We start from the raw sequence: 19,702 nt of genomic DNA, 5'->3' as shown, positions 1-19,702 counted from the left end.
CTCAACGGCCCTTGAATTCGGGGGTGCGCTTGGCCATGAAGGCGCTGACGCCCTCGCGGTAGTCTTCGCTGCGCCCGGCCAGGCGCTGCAGGTCGCGCTCAAGGTCCAGTTGCTCGTCGAAGCTGTTGCTGGCGCTGGCGTTCAGCGCGCGCTTGATCAGTGCCAGGCCGTAGGTCGGCTGGGTGGCCAGCTGGCGGGCCAGCTTGAGGGCCTCGTCCTGCAGGGCGGCGTCGTCGACGCAGCGCCAGATCATCCCCCACTGCTCGGCCTGCTCGGCGGACAGGCGATCGCCCAGCAGGGCGAGGGCCTTGGCGCGGGCCATGCCGACCGCGCGCGGCAGGGTCCAGGTGCCGCCCGAATCCGGCACCAGGCCGATCTTGCAGAACGCCTGGATAAAGCTGGCGGAGCGGGCGGCGAGAGTGATGTCGCAGGCCAGGGCGATGTTGGCGCCGGCGCCGGCGGCCACGCCGTTGACCGCGCAGATCACCGGCATCGGCAGGTCGCGCAGGCTGCGGATCAGCGGGTTGTAGTTCTTCTCGATCGACTCGCCCAGGTCCGGCGCGGCGGCGCCCGGCGCCACGTTGCGATCGCCCAGGTCCTGGCCGGCGCAGAAGCCGCGACCGGCACCGGTGATCAGCAGGCAGCGCACCTCGGCGTTCTGCCGGACCTGCTTGAGTGCCTCGCGGACTTCCTTGTGCATCTGCGCGTTGAAGCTGTTGAGCTGCTCGGGGCGGTTCAGGGTCAGGGTGGCGACGCCCTGCTCGATGGTGAAGAGGATGTGTTCGAAGCTCATGGGGAGGTTCTCTCTCTTATTAAAGAGGAGGGCGCGCGGGGCACCCCCGATGCAGGTGGGCGACAGGCGCGCTCAGCGACCCTTGTAGGTCGGCTTGCGTTTTTCCTGGAAGGCGCGGATGCCTTCGTTGCGATCTTCGGTGCCGGCCAGCAGGGTGAAGGCGTGGCGCTCGAAGCGCAGGCCGCTGGCGAGGTCGGTGTCCTCGGCCTTGAGCAGCGCTTCCTTGGCCAGGCGCACGGCCAGCGGCGCCTTCTCGGCGATCTTGCGGGCGATGGCGACGGCGCGTTCGACGGTCAGTTCGGGCTGGGTGATCTCGCTGACCAGGCCTGCCTCGAGGGCGCGGCGGGCGCCGATCGGCTCGCCGGTGAGGACCATCTGCATGGCCAGCGACTTGCCGACCGCGCGCAGCAGGCGCTGGGTGCCGCCGGCGCCGGGCATGATCGCCAGGTTGATTTCCGGCTGGCCGAACTGGGCGTCCTCGCCGGCGATGAGGATGTCGGCGTGCATGGCCAGCTCGCAGCCGCCGCCGAGGGCAAAGCCGTTGACCGCGGCGATCAGCGGCTTGGAGAAGCGGGTGATGCGTTGCCAGTGGGCCAGGCGCGGGTCTTCGAGGATGCCGACCAGGTCGCGCTCGGCCATCTCCTTGATGTCGGCGCCGGCGGCGAAGGCGCGGCGGCTGCCGGTGATGACCACGGCGCGGGTGTCGGCGTCCTGCTCGGCGGCATCCAGTTCGGCGGCGAGTTCGCCGAGCAGCTGGGTATTGAGGGCATTGAGCGCCTCGGGGCGCTGCAGGGTGATCAGGCGTACGCCCTGTTCGCTGGGCAGGACGCTAAGGGTCTGAGGCATGGAGACACATCCTCGCGGTGCACGCCGGCACATGGCGCCGGGCTCGTTTCTTGGAATTGTTGTCGCTGCCGGGACCCGTTCCCGAGGCCGGGACGGGGTGCTTCACGGGGCAGCCGTTTGAGCCGAGTATACTCATAAAGTGATACAGATCAACTAATGCAAAGTTGCTTTCCCGTGTCTGTTTTATCGCTTTCCGTGTCACCGCCGACGGACGGCAGGGCGCTCCTGGAGCGCTGGCGGAGCGGCCGGAATGCCGCCGCATGGGCCGTATTTACTGCCATTCCCTTGATTCGTAAGGGCTTTGCCCGGTGGGTGGATTTCTGCGCCGCACGCGGTTAAGGTGATGTGATACAAGAAAGTGGCCATGCATTAGACAAATGTCTTGTTTGTCGGGCGGGCCCGCCACCCTACGAGGAAGCCGTCGTGCCCGCATCCGTCACCGCACTCGACCTGTTCGCCCGTCACCAGCCGCTGCTCGAGCGCGCCGTCCAGGCCATCGCCGAACGTGACCACTGGACCCCCTATCCGGAAAGCCAGCGCCCCTACGGCGAGGCGGCGCAGGCCGCCGGTCCGGTCAACTTCGCCGCGCTGCGTGACCGCCACTTCGAACTGCACTGCCCGCTGGTCAAGGCGCGCGTCGGCGGCGAGCGCTCACCCTACGGCTTCGACCTGGGCATCACCTACGACCAGCCGGATCTCGACGCCCTGCTGAGCCACCTGCAGGCGCAGCTGCCGAGCTGGCGCGCCGCCGGCCCGCAGGCGTGGATCGGCGTGTGCCTGGAAATCCTCCAGCGCCTCAACGCGCAGAGCTTCGACTTCGCCCAGGCCGCCGTGCACACCACCGGCCAGGGCCCGGCGATGGCCTTCCAGGCCGCCGGCCCGCACGCCCAGGACCGTGGCCTGGAGGCGGTGGCACAGGCCTGGAAGCTGCTGCGCGAGGTGCCGGAAAGCGCGCGCTGGACCAAGCCGCAGGGCAAGCTCGATCCGCTGGTGGTCGACAAGCGCTTCCACATCGTGCCGCGCGGCATCGCCCTGGTGATCGCCTGCGCGACCTTCCCGACCTGGAACACCTATCCGGGGCTGTTCGCCAGCCTGGCCACCGGCAACCCGGTGCTGGTCAAGCCGCATCCGGCCGCCATCCTGCCGGTGGCGATGACCGTGCGGGTCTGCCAGCAGGTGCTCGCCGAGGCCGGCTTCGACCCGGCGCTGGTCAGCCTGGTGCCGGACACCGCCGATGCGCCGGTGGCCAAGCAGCTGGCCCTCGACCCGCGCGTCAAGGTGATCGACTTCACCGGCTCCAGCGCCTTCGGCGACTGGCTGGAGGCCAACGCCCGCCAGGCCCAGGTGTTCACCGAGAAGTCGGGCCTCAACAGCGTGGTGATCGACAGCGTCACCGATCTGAAGGCGGTGGCGCGCAACCTGGCGTTCAGCCTCAGCCTGTACTCCGGGCAGATGTGCACCGCCCCGCAGGCCATCTACGTGCCGCGCGGCGGCATCCGCAGCGCCGAGGGCGTGCTCGGCTTCGACGAGGTGGCGCAGACCCTGGCCGGCGCGGTGAGCAAGTTCCTGTCCGACAACGAGCGCGCCTGCGGTGTGCTCGGCTGCATCCAGTCCGAGGCGACCCTGGCGCGCCTCGGCACCTGCCGTGCGTTGGGCGAGGTGCTGCTGGATAGCGAAGCGCGCGTGCATCCCGAGTATCCCGAGGCGCGCGTGCACACCCCGCTGCTGCTCAAGGTCGACGCCAGCGAGCGCGAGGCCTGGGCCGAGGAGCGCTTCGGGCCGATCGCCTTCGTGATCGCCACCGACGACACCGCGCACAGCCTGCATCTGGTGCGCGAGACCCTGGGCGAGAAGGGCGCGCTGACCCTCGCGGTATACTCGACCGACGCGGCGGTGCTGGAGCAGGCCGAGGAGCTGGCGCAGGATGTCGCCGTGGCGCTGTCGATCAACCTGGACAACGGCCTGTTCGTCAACCAGTCGGCGGCGTTCAGCGACTTCCACGGCACCGGCGGCAACCCGGCGGCCAACGCCGCGCTGACCGACGCCGCCTTCGTGGCGCGGCGCTTCGTGGTGGTGCAGAGCCGTCGCCATGTGACGGCCGAATAAATCGATGCTCTTTCTGTAGGGGCGAATTCATTCGCCTGACGCGGCCATGCCGGGCGAATGAATTCGCCCCTACAGGAAAACAACAACAAGAAGAGGACTACCCATGCCCTGCTACCGTTTCGCCGGGGTCACCCCGGTGGTGGATCCCACCGCCTTCGTCCATCCCACCGCGGTGCTGATCGGCGACGTGATCGTCGGTCCCGGCTGCTACGTCGGCCCGCTGGCCAGCCTGCGCGGCGACTTCGGGCGCATCGTCCTCGAGGAGGGCGCCAACCTGCAGGACACCTGCGTGATCCACGGCTTCCCCGAGAGCGTCACGCGCATCGCCCGCAACGGCCACATCGGCCACGGCGCGGTGCTGCACGGCTGCCAGATCGGCGAGGACGCCATGGTCGGCATGAACGCCGTGGTGATGGACGACGCGCAGATCGCGCCGCGCTCGATCGTCGCCGCCTGCGCCTTCGTCAAGGCCGGCTTCGCCTGCGAGGAGCAGTCGCTGGTGATGGGCGCGCCGGCGCGGGTCAGCCGCCAGCTCACCGACAAGGAAGTGCGCTGGAAGCAGGCCGGCACCCGCGAGTACCAGGTGCTCGCCCAGCGCTGCCGCGAGGCGATGGAGGAGTGCGCGCCGCTCGCCGCGGTGGAGAGCGACCGGCCCAGCCTGCCGGCCTCCGAGGTCAAGCCCAAGGGCGCCGCCTGAGGCGTCGCCGCAACGAGGGAGACGAGCCGATGAGCACGCTGCCGACGACCGTGGACGCCGCCCTGGACGGCTGGCTGCAGCGCGTCAACGAACTGTGCGGGCGCTTCTGCGCCAAGGCGCTGGGCGAGGAGTTCGCCGGGCGCATCGAGCAGTACCAGGGCAGCGCGCTGCGCATGTCGGTCAACGACATCGCCCACGCGCGGCTGTACCGCACCGAGCGCGAACTGGCCGCCGCCGAGGACAAGGGCTACTTCGCGGTGTTCCAGCTCGAGGGGCGCGCGCAGATGGCCCAGGACGCGCAGCGCATCGTCCTCGCCCCCGGCGACATCACCCTGATCGACGCCGACCGGCCCAGCGAATTCGAGTACGGCGCCGGCTCGCGCCAGCTCAGCCTGATCCTGCCGCGCGCGGTGATCGAGCGCAGCCTGCGCAGCAGCCGCGTGCACAGCTGCGCGCTGATCGCCGCGCGCAGCCCGGTGGCGGTGCTGGCCCACGGCCTGGTGCGCGAGGCGGCGCGCCAGGAAGGGCTCAGCCTGGTCGAGAGCGAGGCGACCCTGGATGCACTGGTCAGCCTGCTGCGCCCGGCGCTGGGCAGCGGCGAGCGCGACGACGACCCGCACGCGCGGCTGTTCCGCCGCGCCCAGGCGTTCATCGAGCGGCACATCTGCGAGGCCGAGCTGTGCCCGGAGCTGATCGCCCGCGAGATCGGCGTGTCGCTGCGCGGCCTGTACCGACTGTTCGCCCGCCACCAGCTGGTGGTGGCGCAATACATCCGCAACCGCCGCCTCGACCTGTGCGCCGAGGCGCTGCGCCATGGCGGCGGCGAGCTCAAGCTGTCGGCGCTCGGCTACGACTTCGGCTTCTCCGACGCCAGCTACTTCTCCAGCGCCTTCAAGGCGCGCTTCGGGGTTTCCCCCGGCGAGTACCGCAAGCGCTACCAGTAGGACCGGCCGGGCCTCAGAGCCATCGCCTCGGCGTCGGCCCGTCCTGTAGGGCGAATTTATTCGCCAGGCAGGCCACCGGCCTGCCCTTGGCAACTCCGGGGCCGCGTTGCGGCGCATGGCGAATGAATTCGCCCCTACACCACTTACGCCGGCCGGGCCGCAGAGCTGTAGCCTCGGCGCCCGTCCTGTAGGGGCGAATTCATTCGCCCTCGCACGGCCTTTCGACGAACGAATCGGCCTCGACACCCCGCCAGATCGCCCCCGGCAAATACCGCAAACCCTACCGGCAGGCCCGCCCGGGCCGCGGCCGATCAGCCTGGCAGCCTCGGCAATGTGCCTGGCACGCACAGACCAGCTTCGCTTCCGGCGCCTGCGCACAATGGCCCGTCCATGAGGATGGGCCGGCCCGCGGCCGCCCGTCCGTTCCTGCGCACCGGCGCATTACCGGAATCGAGGTACCCCCATGAATGTCGTCAACGTCCTGCCGCAGGTCGCGGCCTTCCTGCAGCGTCGCCACGGCTGCTTCATCGACGGCCAGTGGCTGGTCGACGACAGCCCGCGCAGCCCGGTGGTCAACCCGGCCAGCGGCGAGCGCATCGCCGAGGTCGCCGAGGCCGACGAGGCGCTGCTCGACCGCGTCGTGCAGTCGGCGCACGCCGCCTTCAAGAACGGCGTGTGGGCCGGCCTGCGCCCGGCCGACCGCGAGCGCATCCTGCTGCGCTTCGCCGCGCTGGTCGAGGAGCACGGCGAGGAGCTGGCGCAGCTGGAAACCCTCAACCAGGGCAAGTCGATCAACACCTCGCGGATGCTCGACGTCGGCGCCAGCGTCGAGTTCATGCGCTACATGGCCGGCTGGGCGACCAAGATCGAGGGCCAGACCCTCGACGTGTCCATCCCGGTGCCGCAGGGCACGCGCTACACCGCCTTCGCCCGCCGCGAGCCGATCGGCGTGGTCGCCGGGATCATCCCGTGGAACTTCCCGCTGATGATCACCCTGTGGAAGGCCATGCCGGCGCTGGCCTGCGGCTGCAGCGTGGTGATCAAGCCGGCCAGCGAGACACCGCTGACCGCCCTGCGCCTGGTCGAGCTGGCCCATGAGGCCGGCGTGCCGGCCGGCGCCTTCAACCTGGTCACCGGCCGCGGCAGCCGCATCGGCAACGCGCTCGCCGGCCACCCGCTGGTCAGCAAGGTGTCGTTCACCGGCTCCACCGAGGTCGGCCGCGGCGTCGGCATCGCCGCCATGCAGAACATGACCCGCTTCGCCCTCGAACTGGGCGGCAAGAACCCGATGATCGTGCTGGCCGACGCCGACCTCGACAAGGCGGTGCCCGGCGCGTTGTTCGGCGGCCTGCTCAACCAGGGCCAGGTGTGCGCCGCCGCCTCGCGCTTCTACGTGCATCGCTCGCGCTACGCCGAGTTCGTCGAGAAATTGGGCGCCGCGGTGGCCGGCATGCCGATCGGCCCGGGCATGGACAGCGCGGCGGCGATCAACCCGCTGGTCTCGCGCAAGCAGCAGCAGAGCGTGCTCGAGCACATCGAGCAGGCCCGCGCCGAGGGCGCCCGCGTGGTGACCGGCGGCGCGGCGCCCGCGCTCGATGGCTTCTACGTGCAGCCCACGGTGCTCGCCGACGTCTGCCAGAGCATGGCCATCGCCCGCGACGAGGTGTTCGGCCCGGTGCTTTCGGTGCTGCCCTTCGACAGCGACGAGGAGGCCATCGCCATGGCCAACGACAGCGAATACGGCCTGGCCGCCAGCCTGTGGACCAACGACCTGGGCAAGGCGATGAACCTGGTGCCGCGCATCGAGGCCGGCACCGTGTGGGTCAACTCCCACGTGGTGCTCGATCCCAACATGCCGTTCGGCGGGGTCAAGCAGTCCGGCGTCGGCCGCGAGTTCGGCCGCGCGGCGGTCGAGGCCTACACCGAGATCAAGTCGGTGTGCATCGCGCACTGACGGGATGCGCGGTCGGTGCGACCGCGGACAGGGGAAACGGGCGGAGCAGCGATGCTCCGCCCGTTTTTGTCTGAAGCGATTGGTCCCCCGTTCAGTCCGCCGTAGCACTTGCGGTCAGCGGGATCGCGACCAACTCCCGGCAATCGCTGAGTGATAATCCGCTGTTGTCCATGAAGTGCTTGAGCGCCGGCAAAGTCTGGCGTGCCTTGGGATGCACGTCGTGGAACAGCAGGATGCCGCGCCGCCACAACAACATCAGGGTGACCACGCGATCCTGCATCGCGGCGGCCGGTAATTTGGCGTTCCAGTCCTGGGAGTCGATGTTCCACAGCACCATGCGACCGTCGCGCGTGCTGACGTAGTGCGTCTGCTCGAGCGTCCTTTGCCCATAAGGTGGCCGGAACCAGACGCCGCCGGTCGGAGTGTCGGGCTGAACACGTACGATGAGGCCGGCGGTCCTGTCCAGCGAGTCCTGCCAGTCGGCCAGCTTGGGATGCGGCGCATGGTGGTAGCCGTGGGAGGCCAGGCATTGGCCCTTGTACATTTCGCGCAGAGCCGCGGCGGACTGGTGGCCCAGGCGTCGCTCAAGGTTTTCCCCGAGGACGAAGAACAGGGCGCTGTCGCCGTTGCTCTGCAACCAGCTCAGCAGGCGTTCGCTTTCGTCGTTGCGGGAGGGGCCATCATCGAAGCTCAGTGCGAAGTGTCGGTCGGGTAGTTCAGTTCCGGTCAGCTCCTGCGGGGCAAGTCGGGCGATTTCGCTGGTGATGCGCGGGAACAGCGCGGCCAGCCGTACCTGTTCATAGAGGTAGGCGGTGTGGAAGGCTTCAGCAGCCTGGCGCCAGGCTGGGGGAGTGGCAGTAGCTGCTTGCGCATGCGCGCGTTGTTCCAGCGCCTGCCAGTCCGCCGGCGGCGGACAGACATCGGTTTCGCCGCAGTCACTGCTGGCCGCCTTGTAGTTCGCCAGGAGGCGCCGCCGCGTTTCTGCCAACCATTGAGAAACGGCGGCGCTATTGGGCGCCGTCACTCCTGTGAAGGACTGGATGCTCGTTTCGTCGCCCAGTGGGGTGCGGGCGATGACGCGCACCAACGCGAGAATTTCCTGGCGTGAGGCCCGGTCGAAGTGTTGCGGGCTTTCGATGGTCTCGGGCCACAGCGTCCGGTCGTAACTGGCGACTCGCGCCGGCCCTGCGGCCGACGCGTTGGAGGTGGCGAACGCCAGCAGCGTGGCGGCCAGGGTGGTCGGGCGGAGTATTTCCGAGTGGATGCGCGTCATGCTCCAGCTCCTGCCTCAGCGGCCCAACTTCTCATGCATCCGTTCGATGGCCTTGTCGTACACCGGATTGGCCTTGAAGTTCTGCGCCCACAGGAAGTTCTGCAGTGCCTGCTCGAACTTGTTCTGCGTCTCGAATATGCGTGCGATGTTGTAGTGCGAACTGGCCAGTACCGTGTTGCGTGTGGTGCCGCGAGCAAGAGCGATTGCCTGGCGGTTGGCCCAAATGGCATCGGCCAGCTTGTTCTGGCGCTGATGGGCCAAGCCGAGGTTGCTGTAAGCCTGTGCGAAGGTGGGGTCGTTCTTCAGGGCTTCCTTGTAATAGAACACTGCATCGTCATATTTCTTGCCGTGATAGAGCTCTTCGCCCTGGCGATTCTGCTCCTGTGCCAGCTTGGCGGTGCGTCGGATGTCGTGGGCCCGGGCGATCGGCTCAACGAGATTATCGCCGTTGAACAACTCGACCTCAGCCAGGCCGTTGTCGCCGCCAGTCGCGTCTTCCAGCGTCACTTGGAAGCGGCTTACCTGCAGCGGTGCCCCCAATGTGAACGATTGCGCCTGCGTGCCCGGCTTGAGGTCGTAGTAACGCTTGTCCTCGTCATTGATCCGCACGGCGACTCGGCGGACGGTGTTGCCAGCCGGCAGGGTCAGAGCGAAGCGGTCGGTGAGTTGGACCGCGGCGAAGTTGAGGGTTACCCATTCGCCGACGCCAGCGCCGTTCACGCCCTCCGCCCAGGTTGTGGCCGGGTTACCGTCGATCACATTGTGCGGTGCAAAGCGGCTGTTGATGCCGCTGAAGCCATCAACCCGCGAGGAGGCGCTGACCCAACTCGGTGCTTGGTACTGGCTGACGCCGTTGCCGCTGTACTCGCCCTGCAGGCCGACCTCCAGGGCACGCCAGGTGTTGTCGTAGTCCGGACGGCTGGTGGCGAGGGTCAGGCGGTAGTTGCTGGCTGAACCGCCGGCAATCTGCTCGATGATGCGCTTGAACTGACCAGAGTCCTTGTCATAGAAACTGCCGGCCAGGTTATCGGCCATCCAGCGGTACTGGTCGAGGTTCGGCCCGACGATGTTGAGAACGGCGCCGAGCTTTTGCAGCTCGGCGAGCGTGCTTTGGGTGGTCAGCGGAGTGATCTCGTCGGCGCTGTGGAAGGAGGCGTCGGTGATCAGGACGAACACCTTGCGGCGTGTGGCGTCGTGCTTCAGCGCGGTGGCTGCGTAGTGCAAGGCCTCCAGGGCGTTCTCCGGCTCGTCGCCGCCGCCGTCGGCGCGCAGGGCGGCTACCGCGGTCTTGAAATCGTTGGCCGAAGTGGTGAAGTCCACCTTGTGGCGCAGCTCATCACCGAACGAAATCAGCGCGAAACGGTAGTCGAAGCCGGAGGTCTGGACGATGTTGGCGAACTCCAGGGTCCGCTGAATGAGGCCGTCGATTTCCTCGGCCATGCTGCCGGTATCGTCAAATACGAAGACGAAATCCACGCCACGTGTGTCAGTAGTCTCCGGGAGCAGGCTCTCGATGCCGGTAATGGTGACGTCGCGCAGGTCCTCGGTGACCTTGAAGTTTGCAGCGGTAAGTCCGGCAATAGGAGCGCCGCTTTTTACGTCGCGCACGTTCACGTCGACCACGATGGTCGGAAACTGGCTAACGACCGGCTGAATAAGCAGCTCGGCATTGCCAGCCGCTTGCGCGACGCCTGTCGCGAGGAGGGTGAGGCTGGCAATGGTGCAAAGGGGGCGAAGTATTGGCATGACTAATCCTTATCATGGAGGCCGGACCTCTTGTCCGGGGGGCGCCAATTCTCGGCGCCCATTTCCTATGGTTCAACAAGCTCGTTGGGACATCTCTGAGAACTGCCGAGCTGTTTGCAGTTTTCCGTTTAACAGGTTCACGCCTCGGCGCAGGGCTCGGGAATTCCTTCCCTTGCCCCTTTCTGCTGCTGCCGGTTTTCGTCGCCGAGGGTAGCCGTGAGGCGTTTCATTCAGTTTGCTCGGTCGCCATCCTGTTTCTCCTGCGCTGGCTTGAGGCCAAAGATTTCCCAGTCGAAAGCGGCAAGCGTTGCGAAGAGGGCTGCGAACACAATCAGGGATGAAAGGATGAAGACCCTGAGGTAATTGACCTGCGGAACGTCATACGGAGAGCCGGTGATACCGATGACCGCCATCCACAGGTAGACCTTGAGCATGAGCATGCAAGCGAAAATCACGGCAGCTAATCCGGCGCAGAGGAGTATGGACTGCCATTTCTGCGGATAGTCGTTCCCCCGAACCTTTCTGCGCCCGGTCAGGATGGCTGAAATTACGCCCCCAAAGATGCTGGTGATTAGAATGCCAATGACATCGCTGACGCCAAGCAGTGCCATAGCGAGAGCCGAAAGGGTAGAAAAAGCAACAATGAACTTGAGGTCATGATTCATGGGTCAAACATTCCCTGTCTGATAGGTGGATGACAACGCTGCGTGTGGTTATGGTATTACTTGGTTCATAGCTCGAAATGTTTATCCGGAAGCTCGGCGTCATAGCCTTGCGCCGGATGGGGTGGCGGGGCCCCTCGTTAGGCTGGAGCTTCCTTGACGATTGTAAAAGCCAAGTTGTTTCAGGCTGCTTCCTTCCGCTCCAGATCAATCAACCGGCTGGTCGGCCCATCCGGGCGCAGCCGCTCTTGCACCACCTTGGGCCAACCCTTCCGAGGGCGACGCCTGGCGACGCTGTTGGTGAACTCGTGCACCCAGTTCATCGGATAGAACAGAAGGTTGCCGATCAGCATTGCGGCATCCAGCCCGCTCAGGTAGTTCTTGCCCTGGCTCTCGGCCTTGTCCTTGCGGATCTTTTCCAGGGTGTGCTTGTGCCAGTCGGTGCGCTTGATCCGTGCCGACTGCAGGCTCTTCACGTAGGCATCGGACTCGCTGTGCCGGCCGTCCTTGTCGAACCACGGACCGTTGTTCATGTAGGCGCGGATGTATTCCCAGAGGCTCTTCTGCAGGGACAGCGTCTTGCCCATGGGCAGGCCGAGACTGACCAGGATCTGCTCCTGCGGATGCTCGAAACGATGCATCAGCACCTCCAGCGAGGCGCAGCGCATGCCCCCCATCTGCGGACCGACGATCATGAATTCGCCGGCTATCGCTTGAATGTCGTCCCAGGGGGTGTGATAGAGCGTGCCGCTCTGTTCGAAGTAGACCTCGCGTGTACGGCGGTTGAAGAGAACAGGTAGGGAAACAGGCCGAAATACTTCCCAGAGGAACGGCACTATTAACATTGGCAGACATAGCCATAGCATCATTTGTGGTATGCCCCAATCGGACTTGAATGCGGCAACGAGGCAAGAAAACACAAACAACACCACCGCTCCTCCTCCGAGCGTTCCGGTGATTAGCCCTCGTTCGGAGTCACCTCCAGCATTCAGGGTAAGAAAGTTACTGGTGTGCTCCTCGGAGATAAATAACTCCAAAGGCGTTTCACCGGTTGAGCTCTCAGCCCTCATGAGCTCCATTGGGTTAGCACCGAATTTTGCGCGGGCTTGCTGAAGCAATTGGTCAAAGCTCATACCCAGGCGGCTTCCTGGATAGTTATGGGTGGCAATGCCAGGCCCGGAACTGGATAGTAAGTGAGTTGGCCGCCGATCTGGTTGAACTCCTGCCCCTTTTCCTCGTGATAGACCCGCCGATAGGTAGCAACACCAGCCTCCGTCTGCACGCGGGTGCCGCCATGGCGGTCAAAGTCCTTGCCGGTCCACTCCACAGCCTTTTTCCGGCTGCCAAAGCCCAGAATGCCGCCCCAGACTTCCTCGCCCTTGAAGTGGATCATTTCATCGGTGAGAGACATCTGGCCCGGCAGGCGCAGGATCAGGTAAGTACTCTGCACCATGCCTGTGTATGGGTTGAGCTCATTGAGGCGGTAGGCGTCGAAGCTCACCGGGAAGACCACCTTGTAGAACTCCAGCATGCTCTTCGTATAGCTGTTGGCCCAATCCGCCGAATGGGTGCCAAAGCGCGTGCCTTTTACCCAGGCCTCCAATGGCGTGTCTTTGGTATAGAGCCGCATGAAGACGCCAGCGAAGATGGTCAGCGCCAACCCCAGCGCCTTGGGCGCCAGATGAGGCATTGCGCCGATTCCCCTTGCCATTGCAGCGGCCTCACCGGCCAGTACCGCGGCCTGGGCGGCCTGGGCGGCCTGGGCGGCCCGATAGGCCCGGAAGGCTTGAACCATCAGTGTCAGGTTGGCGGCAGAGGCAACTGCGAGCCCGGAATTGATTGCGGCGGTATCCAGATCCCCGGCGCGGTAGGCCTCCAGCACCTCCATGCCGTAAACCACGGTATCCAGTCCGGAAACGATGCCCTGCAAGGCAAAGGTGTCGGCCCCCAATCCCAGCGCATGGGCCAAAGTTGCTTGTGCGGAAACTGACATGCTCCCCGTCGCTTTAACTGCAGCGTTCGGCGGGTTCGGCGCCGAGCTGGGAGTTGAAGTACGTCGTGAAGTTCTGGCCGTTGGCGTAGGCCTTTTCCAGGCGAGCGGTCTGCTCCTTCAGTGCCTGGCTGGGCTTGGCCCACTGCTCGACGGGCAGCGGCTGCGACCACTGCGCGATGCTGGCGGGCATGGTCTTCATCGCGTAGCCGTGGTCCCACTCGGCGACCCAGTAGGGGAAGCGCCACCAGGTCACCACTCGGCACAAGTACCACCAGGCGACGCCGATGGCCGAGGCATAGCCTTCGCGATAGGCCTCATGCAGGTCGGCACGCTCGATGTCGAAGGTATGGCGTCCCTCATAGGGGGCCTTGCCGGGGCAATGTTCCGGACCTTTTTCCATATAGGTGCGGATGGCTTCCCACTTGGAAATGCCGTGCGCGGGGGTAAATACCCCGTGGGTGAGGAAGTGAGTCATGTCGGTCTTGGGGTTATCGATGGCCATGCCGAAGGTGTAGGTACTCATCACCCCTTCGCCGGTGAAGCCGGTGCTGACCGAGACCCAGGCAACCAGTTCTTCCCAGGGCTGGATGATGGGTTCGTCGCTGCCCTCGGGGAAATAGCAGACTTCACGGCGTTGGCGGTTGAAGCGTAGGGGGCGGATGCGGGCTTTCTTGAATGTAGTGCTCAGCACCGGATAGATGGATAACGCGACTATTGGGAGGAATAGCCACCAGCTCACACTAACCGAGAAGGAAAAAAACTCCCAAAAGACACCCCAGAAGTCTTCTTGGTAGGGGCCGGTAGCGCGTGCTGTAGCAGCCAGTAATGGCAATATCAAAAACAACGAAAGACCTACAGACATTGTTCCCCAGATCATGAGCTGGGCCTGGAATGCCTTGTTGGTATTGCTCTGCCCAACGTCCAGATAGGTGTCGTTGACTTCTATGAAGCTGCCGCCCAGGTCCATGGGGAGATGCCCTGTGGGGACCGGTAGCGGAGCCAGGAACAGTGCCTCGCCAGTGGTGAAGCGACGGGCCTCGCCGGCGCTGGGGCGCTGGTTTCTGAGGTCGAGTTCGTCTTGGGGTTGCTGCGTCATGAATTGCTTATACGTTAGTGGTGGCGGGTTCGGCGCCGAGCTGGGAGTTGAAGTACGTCGTGAAGTTCTGGCCGTTGGCGTAGGCCTTTTCCAGGCGAGCGGTCTGCTCCTTCAGTTCTTTGCTGGGCTTGGCCCACTGCTCGACGGGCAGCGGCTGCGACCACTGCGCAATGCTGGCGGGCATGGCCTTCATCGCGTAGCCGTGGTCCCACTCGGCGACCCAGTAGGGGAAGCGCCACCAGGTCACCGCTCGGCACAGGTACCACCAGGCGACGCCGATGGCCGAGGCATAGCCTTCGCGATAGGCCTCATGCAAGCCGTCGCGCTCCAGGTCGAAAGTGTGGCGCCCCTCGTAGGGGGCCTTGCCGGGGCAATGCGCCGGGCCTTTTTCCATATAGGTGCGGATGGCTTCCCACTTGGAGATGCCGTGCGCGGGGGTGAATACCCCGTGGGTGAGGAAATGGGTCTTGTCGGTCTTGGGGTTATCGATGGCCATGCCGAAGGTGTAGGTGCTCATTACTCCATCACCGGTGAAGCCGGTGCTGATCGATACCCAGGCAACCAGTTCTTCCCAAGGCTGGATGATGGGTTCGTCGCTGCCCTCGGGGAAATAGCAGATCTCACGGCGTTGGCGGTTGAAGCGCAGGGGGCGGATGCGGGCTTTCTTGAATGTAGTGCTCAGCACTGGATAGATACACAACACGGCTATTGGGAGGAGGGTCCACCAACTCACATCTACTAAGTAGACGTAGAAGCCCTCACAAAACATGCTCCAGAAGTCTTTTTTATATGGGCCGAGTGCTTGTATGGCTGCTCCCAGGAGCGGGAGGATGAAAAGCATCGAACCGCTTGCAAACATCACTCCCCAGATCATTAGCTGGACCTGGAATGCCTTGTTGGTATTGCTCTGCCCAACGTCCAGATAGGTGTCGTTGACCTCTAGAAAGCTGCCGCCCAGGTCCATGGGAAGATGCCCGGTGGGGACCGGTAGTGGAGCCAGAAACAGGGCCTCTCCGGTAGCGAAACGGCGAGCCTCGCCAGCGCTGGGACGCTGGTTTCTGAGGTCGAGCTCATCCTGGGGTTGTTGCTGTGGATTTGGCATGGGGTCAACCGGTTTGTTGGGATGGCGAGTGCGGGCTCAGGGTATCCAGGGTTACTGGTAGCCAGGGCGCATTGAGCGTACGGGTACGCAGTAGCGCGACCTCCGATAGAGGTTTTGCGCTGCTGGTGTAGAGGGTAATGGTCTCGAAGCGTGTCTCTCGCACGGCGTCGATCCCCGTGAGTGGGTAGTAGCGCAGCTGGCAAGCCAGGCCATGCATGGCGTTGGCCTCGCTGGGGAAGACCTCCAGCCCCAGCTTGAGCGGCTCATTCATCTTGCTGAGCAGGGTGAACTGATAGAGCAACTGCTCGCTCCAGGGTTCCCAGTCGTTGCGCAGGTAGTGGGTCATCCAGTAGCCGGACAGGCTCAGGCGGCTGGCGTCCAACTCGCCGGTAACCACGCTGGGAATGGACAGGACGACCAGGGGGCCATTCTTGCCGGGTTGCAGCTCTGCCTGTGGGGCTGTGGTGATATCTGCCAGGCGCAGATGCTCCTCCTGCAAGGAGCGCTTGGCATCTTCCAAGCCCCATGGACCCTGCAGTAGCCACTCATCCAGCTTGCTCAGGTTGTTGCGGTTGTACAGCCATTCGCCACCCAGCTGCAGACCCGTCAGGGCCAGGCCGATCAGGTTTGCGCGAGCAGCGATGCTGAGGAGTCGGCCGCCGGCGGCTGCCCAGGCCAGTGCGCGGGCCTGCTGGGTGTCTTTCAGCACCTCCAGCACGATGCCTCCGGTGCGTAGGCTGGCCCAGCCATTCAAACCGACCTGGCCGGCGTCACCCAGGGCGGACATGCTGGCGCCGGCGAGCATGGCACCATCGCCACGGCGCAGACCTTCGCCCCATTTCACCAAGCTGTCCTTCAGGCTGATTGAGGAGGCTAGGGCGCTAGACACATAGGCGGGTAAGCCAAAGCTGGCGGTCAATTTACCCAGGCGAGCGGCTATATGGATTTTCCCAGCAACGCTGGTGTAGTTCTTCATGGCTGTCGAGAGGCTGGTTACGGCAATTCCCTGCGCTGCGGCAAACACACCGCCGGTCATCGAGAGGAAAGCATTTCCTAATGCTAATCGCTCGGTGAGTTCCCACTCCTTCTTCCTGCTGAGCTCAGAGGCTACGGTCAAGAAACTCCGGATCTGCATCACCGCCACAGCTGACGCGAATACATCCGCACCGCAGGATTTGAACACCTCCAGCGCTAGCCCCTTGAAGGGCCGTTTCATGTTGAAGTCTTCAACCATGCGCTGAAATTCGACGACCTGAGCGTTATTCAATCCCTTGATTTTCATGCCCGCCTTGCTCGGCCCTTCACCCACGGGGCTGATGGCGGCGGCGACCCTGCTCTCCAATGGCTGGATGGCCTGTTTCAACGCATTGCGTTCTGCCGTCAGTGCGCGGTGCGTGCCTTTGGCCATTCGTCCCCGGCGTTCGAGCGCGAGGGTCTGCCTGATTCTGTTCTTCAGCGATGTGAGCTGGCTGCGCATCTCCTGCAGCTTCACCGTGTCGGCCTCGAAGGCGCGTATCTGGTTGAGCGAGGCGAACTCCAGAGTGATACCGCCCTTGCCGAAGGCACGCAGCACGTCCAGCCAGGCTGAGCCGGGTAGATGGCGCAGCACCTTGGCTGGATCGAACGGTGTGCCCGTCCGTAATCCTTGCATGGCGTGTTCCATGGCGCTGGCCAGGCACAGCTGCTTGGCAGGCTCATAGGCGGTGTTGCGGGCCTGGTCTAAGGTGAAGCCGTCAGCACTCAGGTTGAATACGGCAGGTAGCTGCTGTTCGACCAGCCCCTTGAAGTTGAGGCTCAGCTCGTTGGCGCCCTGGTAGTCATCCTTGGCCATGCGCAGGTCGCGAATGGCTTTGGCGAAGCCAACCAACTTCGCCTGCATGTCCATCTGGTCGGTATGACTCAGGGTGAAGAAGGTCGGCAGGCTCAGCTCCGGTCTCTTGTCGAGCAGGGTAGCCATCGCCTGAGTGGCTTTGTCGGTGCGACAGAAATCCTTCAGGCAGGCGTACTCCGTGGCCAGGGCGGCTTCGACTTGCTTGCTCGACTTGGCGTCGAAATACCAGGCGCCACGGTAGAAGCGCTCGAACATCGCGATCCGGTCTTCGGTGATCAGATCGAGCCGGTTATTCCAGCGCGCCAGCTGGATGCGCTGTTGGCTGATGAAGGCCTCCATGGCGGGGCGATCGACCAGATCGTTGATGCCACGCTGGCCGATCTTGGCGCCCTCCAGGGCATCTTCGGCATTTTCGTCGAGGCTTTCGATGAAGTCCTCGTAGCGCTCGTGGAGCGGCTCGCCCAGGCTCTGGCGCATGCGGCTGAGTGCAGCCTTGATGGCACCACTGTGCGTCCCGGGGCCATTCCATTGGGTTCTGTATTTGACGCTGATGTAGTCGCTGATGCTCTGCCGTTGCTCCGGAGTCGTTTCCTGTTCCAGTTTTGCAAAGCGCGGATCATCCTTGGCCGCTTTGAGCAGGCGGGCCTCATTGAGGCTGTACAGGGATTCGATATAGCAGCCGACCACGTATTTCTTGTTGTTCGTTTCGGCGCTGCTCCAGTCGATGATCCAGCCGGTGGCCAGCTCCTGATGGGCGGCAAGATCGCGCAGAACTCCCAGGTCGTCCTGCACGACCAGGTAGAGATGGTCATGTTCGTATAGAGGATTCAGGTCTTTCTTCAGCAGACCAAGCTGAGTCTTCCTGTATAGCGTGTCGTGTTCCCAGGCGTAGTCTTGGGTCTCTGCTGGATTCGCCCCCAAGATGGCCGAACCGGTCGCCGGCTTTTCCGCCACTTCGGCCAGCCACTTGCCCGCCTGGCTGGCCGTCAACAGGTTGGCGCCGCCTTTGGCGCAGTCTACGCTGCGCAGGTCCACAGCCTGCATGAAGTACTGGCGTTCCTTGGTGCTTTTCAGCACCTGCGAACATTTCGCAGCGGTCCACTGTATTTCGGCGTAGGCGACGTGCAGCGGCTCGTTGCGCGAAAAGATCAGCTTGGCTTCTCCCACATTGCTCGTGCGTATGTCGGCGGACACTTCCGCCTTGCTCCAGAGCAACTGGGTAATGACGCCTTTCTCGATGCGGTACTCGTGCAGGATCGCTTGGGGCTTTCTTTCGACGATCACATACAGCCACCCATCGCGCAGTAGGCGAACACCCAGCGGACGCGACTTGAGTTTGTAGGGCACTACCACTTCGGCGGAAGGGTCGAGGCGTTCGACCAGACCATAGCGCAGGGGCAGCAGTTGCACCTGGTTCTTCATCAGCGGGCAGATGCCGCTGGCGGCCTTGGCGTCGCTACTGCTCTTGGGAGCAAGGTTGGGGTTTCTGTCGCTGGCGCGTGGGGGTTGCTGGGCGGTCATATGGAGTTCCCTTCCATGTGCTCGGCACGTTTCTCGGCCAGCTCGGCGGCACGTTCGATGCGTTGCGCGGGCGTTTCGAGCGATTTTTGAGTGAGTAGACGGGCGATGTCCGGGTGATCGTCCAGAGCGCGCTCGCCGAGGAAGCCGAAAATATTGGCGTAAAGCGTAATGTCGCGTTCGCTGCTGAAGCCTTGTGCGTAGGCGGTTGAAGCCAACTCATGGAGATGTTCCCAGCGTGCCGGTCCGGCTAGGCGGGGCTGATAGGACGGGAAGAACTCATGCATGTGCGTGTCGAGCTGGATGACGGTGTTGCGCATGCTCACTTCGCCGAGCAATTCCAACTGTGCATCGGAGAGCGGATAAGGCTTGTGCCGCCCAAGGCTGACGGTCGATTCAGGACGTTGATATTGATGCCAGAGGTGTCGGGTGCTGTCAGCGGCAACTATCCGCTCAAAGGGGCCGAATAGGGTAGCGTCTGCATTCTCCACTGCATGGCCAAACAGGGCATTGGCGACTGCGGGATCGGCCAAGCGCAGAAGCATGTCCTCGCCCAGAGGATGTCGTATGGTGACCAGCCAGCGCAGATGGGCGAGTAGCTCCTCCCAACGAGCTTCGCTGAAAAGCAGATAGCCCCACTCCGCGTCGGCATGTTCCATGAACTGCACGAGGATGGGGTCGTTCAGGCCGCTCAGGCGCACCAGGCAAGGCGATACATCGCTCAATTCAGCCCAGCGGGTGCTCAGGTAGAGTGGTTCGAAGCTGGGCGACGAACTCCATTCGTAAAGCCTTCGCTGCAGGCTTTCAACGCTGATGCCATCCAGCAATAGAGTGGCCTGGATGCCCCATGGCAGTTCATCAGGCAGAATGTGCCAGGCACGATCATTACTCTGCATACGAGGCCTCCTGCTTGCTGGCTTCGCAGATTGCGCACAGGGGTTTCTTCTGCAGCAGTGCCTGTTTCTGGGCCTGTACCAGTAGCTCCCCAGCCTTGTCGTTATCTGCTGCTCTCACTTCGCCCGGCAGAATCGGCGCGGCACCCGAGCCGTTGCCTGGGGCGCCTCCGGAGTTGATCCTCACCGTCGGCCCGACCAGCGTGACGCCACTGGCATCGAGCTTCACGAAGCTGCCGCCGGCCTTG

At 64.1% G+C, this 19,702-nt stretch carries 15 protein-coding genes and 1 pseudogene; 4 read left to right on the top strand and 12 right to left on the bottom strand.

All coding sequences use genetic code 11. The annotated features are described in order from the left end of the window. Position 1: 1 nt before the first annotated feature. Together paaG and paaF are read right to left on the bottom strand one after the other, a co-directional pair. Positions 2-793, bottom strand: coding sequence for a 2-(1,2-epoxy-1,2-dihydrophenyl)acetyl-CoA isomerase PaaG (gene paaG / locus LMJ29_RS10655; RefSeq protein WP_229605498.1), 792 nt, complete (start codon positions 791-793; stop codon positions 2-4). Positions 794-865: 72 nt separating this feature from the next. Next, positions 866-1,639 (bottom strand): 2,3-dehydroadipyl-CoA hydratase PaaF, encoded by a 774-nt coding sequence (gene paaF, locus LMJ29_RS10650; RefSeq protein WP_229605497.1) that lies wholly within the window; start codon positions 1,637-1,639, stop codon positions 866-868. Between the two features lie 423 nt (positions 1,640-2,062). On the opposite strand from paaF, the gene paaN reads away from it, so the two are divergent. The 4 genes from paaN (at position 2,063) to LMJ29_RS10630 (ending at position 7,340) form a co-directional block, all read left to right on the top strand. Further along, the gene (gene paaN, locus LMJ29_RS10645) at positions 2,063-3,745 is read left to right on the top strand and encodes a phenylacetic acid degradation protein PaaN (RefSeq protein ID WP_229605496.1); all 1,683 of its coding nucleotides are present in this window, start codon (positions 2,063-2,065) and stop codon (positions 3,743-3,745) included. Positions 3,746-3,848: 103 nt separating this feature from the next. Continuing rightward, positions 3,849-4,442 carry a phenylacetic acid degradation protein PaaY gene (locus LMJ29_RS10640; RefSeq protein WP_229605495.1) on the top strand — a complete coding sequence of 198 codons (594 nt, stop codon included), beginning with the start codon at positions 3,849-3,851 and terminating at the stop codon, positions 4,440-4,442. Positions 4,443-4,471: 29 nt separating this feature from the next. Next, on the top strand, positions 4,472-5,386 hold the full coding sequence (gene feaR / locus LMJ29_RS10635; protein ID WP_229605494.1) for a transcriptional regulator FeaR: 915 nt from the start codon (positions 4,472-4,474) through the stop codon (positions 5,384-5,386). Between the two features lie 463 nt (positions 5,387-5,849). Continuing rightward, a complete protein-coding gene (locus LMJ29_RS10630) occupies positions 5,850-7,340 on the top strand; it encodes an aldehyde dehydrogenase family protein (RefSeq protein ID WP_229605493.1) in 1,491 nt (496 codons plus the stop codon). A 91-nt stretch (positions 7,341-7,431) separates the two neighbouring features. Here LMJ29_RS10630 and LMJ29_RS10625 read toward each other — a convergent pair whose 3' ends face one another. From LMJ29_RS10625 to LMJ29_RS10580, 10 genes and pseudogenes are all read right to left on the bottom strand, one after another. After that, entirely contained in the window at positions 7,432-8,613 is a 1,182-nt protein-coding gene (locus LMJ29_RS10625) for a polysaccharide deacetylase family protein (RefSeq protein ID WP_229605492.1), read from the bottom strand. A gap of 15 nt (positions 8,614-8,628) precedes the next feature. Continuing rightward, a complete protein-coding gene (locus tag LMJ29_RS10620; RefSeq protein ID WP_229605491.1) occupies positions 8,629-10,359 on the bottom strand; it encodes an NADase-type glycan-binding domain-containing protein in 1,731 nt (576 codons plus the stop codon). 230 nt (positions 10,360-10,589) lie between these two features. Beyond that, on the bottom strand, positions 10,590-11,024 hold the full coding sequence (locus LMJ29_RS10615) for a hypothetical protein (RefSeq protein ID WP_229605490.1): 435 nt from the start codon (positions 11,022-11,024) through the stop codon (positions 10,590-10,592). A gap of 179 nt (positions 11,025-11,203) precedes the next feature. Then, a complete protein-coding gene (locus tag LMJ29_RS10610) occupies positions 11,204-12,154 on the bottom strand; it encodes a DUF6708 domain-containing protein (protein WP_229605489.1) in 951 nt (316 codons plus the stop codon). Continuing rightward, entirely contained in the window at positions 12,151-13,014 is an 864-nt protein-coding gene (locus tag LMJ29_RS10605) for a hypothetical protein (protein WP_229605488.1), read from the bottom strand. Before LMJ29_RS10605 ends, LMJ29_RS10610 begins: the two co-directional genes overlap by 4 nt. 13 nt (positions 13,015-13,027) lie before the next feature. Then, positions 13,028-14,110: a DUF6708 domain-containing protein gene (locus LMJ29_RS10600; RefSeq protein ID WP_229605487.1), complete on the bottom strand. Its 1,083-nt coding sequence runs from the start codon at positions 14,108-14,110 to the stop codon at positions 13,028-13,030. A 7-nt stretch (positions 14,111-14,117) separates the two neighbouring features. Continuing rightward, positions 14,118-15,212, bottom strand: a complete 1,095-nt coding sequence (locus LMJ29_RS10595) for a DUF6708 domain-containing protein (RefSeq protein ID WP_229605486.1) — start codon at positions 15,210-15,212, stop codon at positions 14,118-14,120. Between the two features lie 4 nt (positions 15,213-15,216). Beyond that, positions 15,217-18,564: a toxin VasX gene (locus tag LMJ29_RS10590; protein ID WP_229605485.1), complete on the bottom strand. Its 3,348-nt coding sequence runs from the start codon at positions 18,562-18,564 to the stop codon at positions 15,217-15,219. After that, a complete protein-coding gene (locus LMJ29_RS10585) occupies positions 18,561-19,457 on the bottom strand; it encodes a DUF4123 domain-containing protein (RefSeq protein WP_229605484.1) in 897 nt (298 codons plus the stop codon). Before LMJ29_RS10585 ends, LMJ29_RS10590 begins: the two co-directional genes overlap by 4 nt. Continuing rightward, positions 19,447-19,702 (bottom strand): annotated as a pseudogene (locus tag LMJ29_RS10580) (type VI secretion system tip protein VgrG); the annotation flags it as partial. The pseudogene LMJ29_RS10580 and the gene LMJ29_RS10585, both read right to left, overlap by 11 nt.

It is taken from the genome of Pseudomonas oryzagri (genome assembly GCF_020831405.1).
GTDB classification, from domain to species: Bacteria; Pseudomonadota; Gammaproteobacteria; order Pseudomonadales; family Pseudomonadaceae; genus Geopseudomonas; species Geopseudomonas oryzagri.
Note: the sequence above shows the minus strand (reverse complement) of the source record. Positions and strands in the feature narration are given on the sequence as shown.

Coding starts and splice junctions, on each gene's coding strand:
- paaG (WP_229605498.1), bottom strand. CDS start 793: ATGAGCTTCGAACACATCCTCTTCACCATCGAGCAGGGCGTCGCCACC.
- paaF (WP_229605497.1), bottom strand. CDS start 1,639: ATGCCTCAGACCCTTAGCGTCCTGCCCAGCGAACAGGGCGTACGCCTG.
- LMJ29_RS10640 (WP_229605495.1), top strand. CDS start 3,849: ATGCCCTGCTACCGTTTCGCCGGGGTCACCCCGGTGGTGGATCCCACC.
- feaR (WP_229605494.1), top strand. CDS start 4,472: ATGAGCACGCTGCCGACGACCGTGGACGCCGCCCTGGACGGCTGGCTG.
- LMJ29_RS10630 (WP_229605493.1), top strand. CDS start 5,850: ATGAATGTCGTCAACGTCCTGCCGCAGGTCGCGGCCTTCCTGCAGCGT.
- LMJ29_RS10625 (WP_229605492.1), bottom strand. CDS start 8,613: ATGACGCGCATCCACTCGGAAATACTCCGCCCGACCACCCTGGCCGCC.
- LMJ29_RS10620 (WP_229605491.1), bottom strand. CDS start 10,359: ATGCCAATACTTCGCCCCCTTTGCACCATTGCCAGCCTCACCCTCCTC.
- LMJ29_RS10615 (WP_229605490.1), bottom strand. CDS start 11,024: ATGAATCATGACCTCAAGTTCATTGTTGCTTTTTCTACCCTTTCGGCT.
- LMJ29_RS10610 (WP_229605489.1), bottom strand. CDS start 12,154: ATGAGCTTTGACCAATTGCTTCAGCAAGCCCGCGCAAAATTCGGTGCT.
- LMJ29_RS10605 (WP_229605488.1), bottom strand. CDS start 13,014: ATGTCAGTTTCCGCACAAGCAACTTTGGCCCATGCGCTGGGATTGGGG.
- LMJ29_RS10600 (WP_229605487.1), bottom strand. CDS start 14,110: ATGACGCAGCAACCCCAAGACGAACTCGACCTCAGAAACCAGCGCCCC.
- LMJ29_RS10595 (WP_229605486.1), bottom strand. CDS start 15,212: ATGCCAAATCCACAGCAACAACCCCAGGATGAGCTCGACCTCAGAAAC.
- LMJ29_RS10590 (WP_229605485.1), bottom strand. CDS start 18,564: ATGACCGCCCAGCAACCCCCACGCGCCAGCGACAGAAACCCCAACCTT.
- LMJ29_RS10585 (WP_229605484.1), bottom strand. CDS start 19,457: ATGCAGAGTAATGATCGTGCCTGGCACATTCTGCCTGATGAACTGCCA.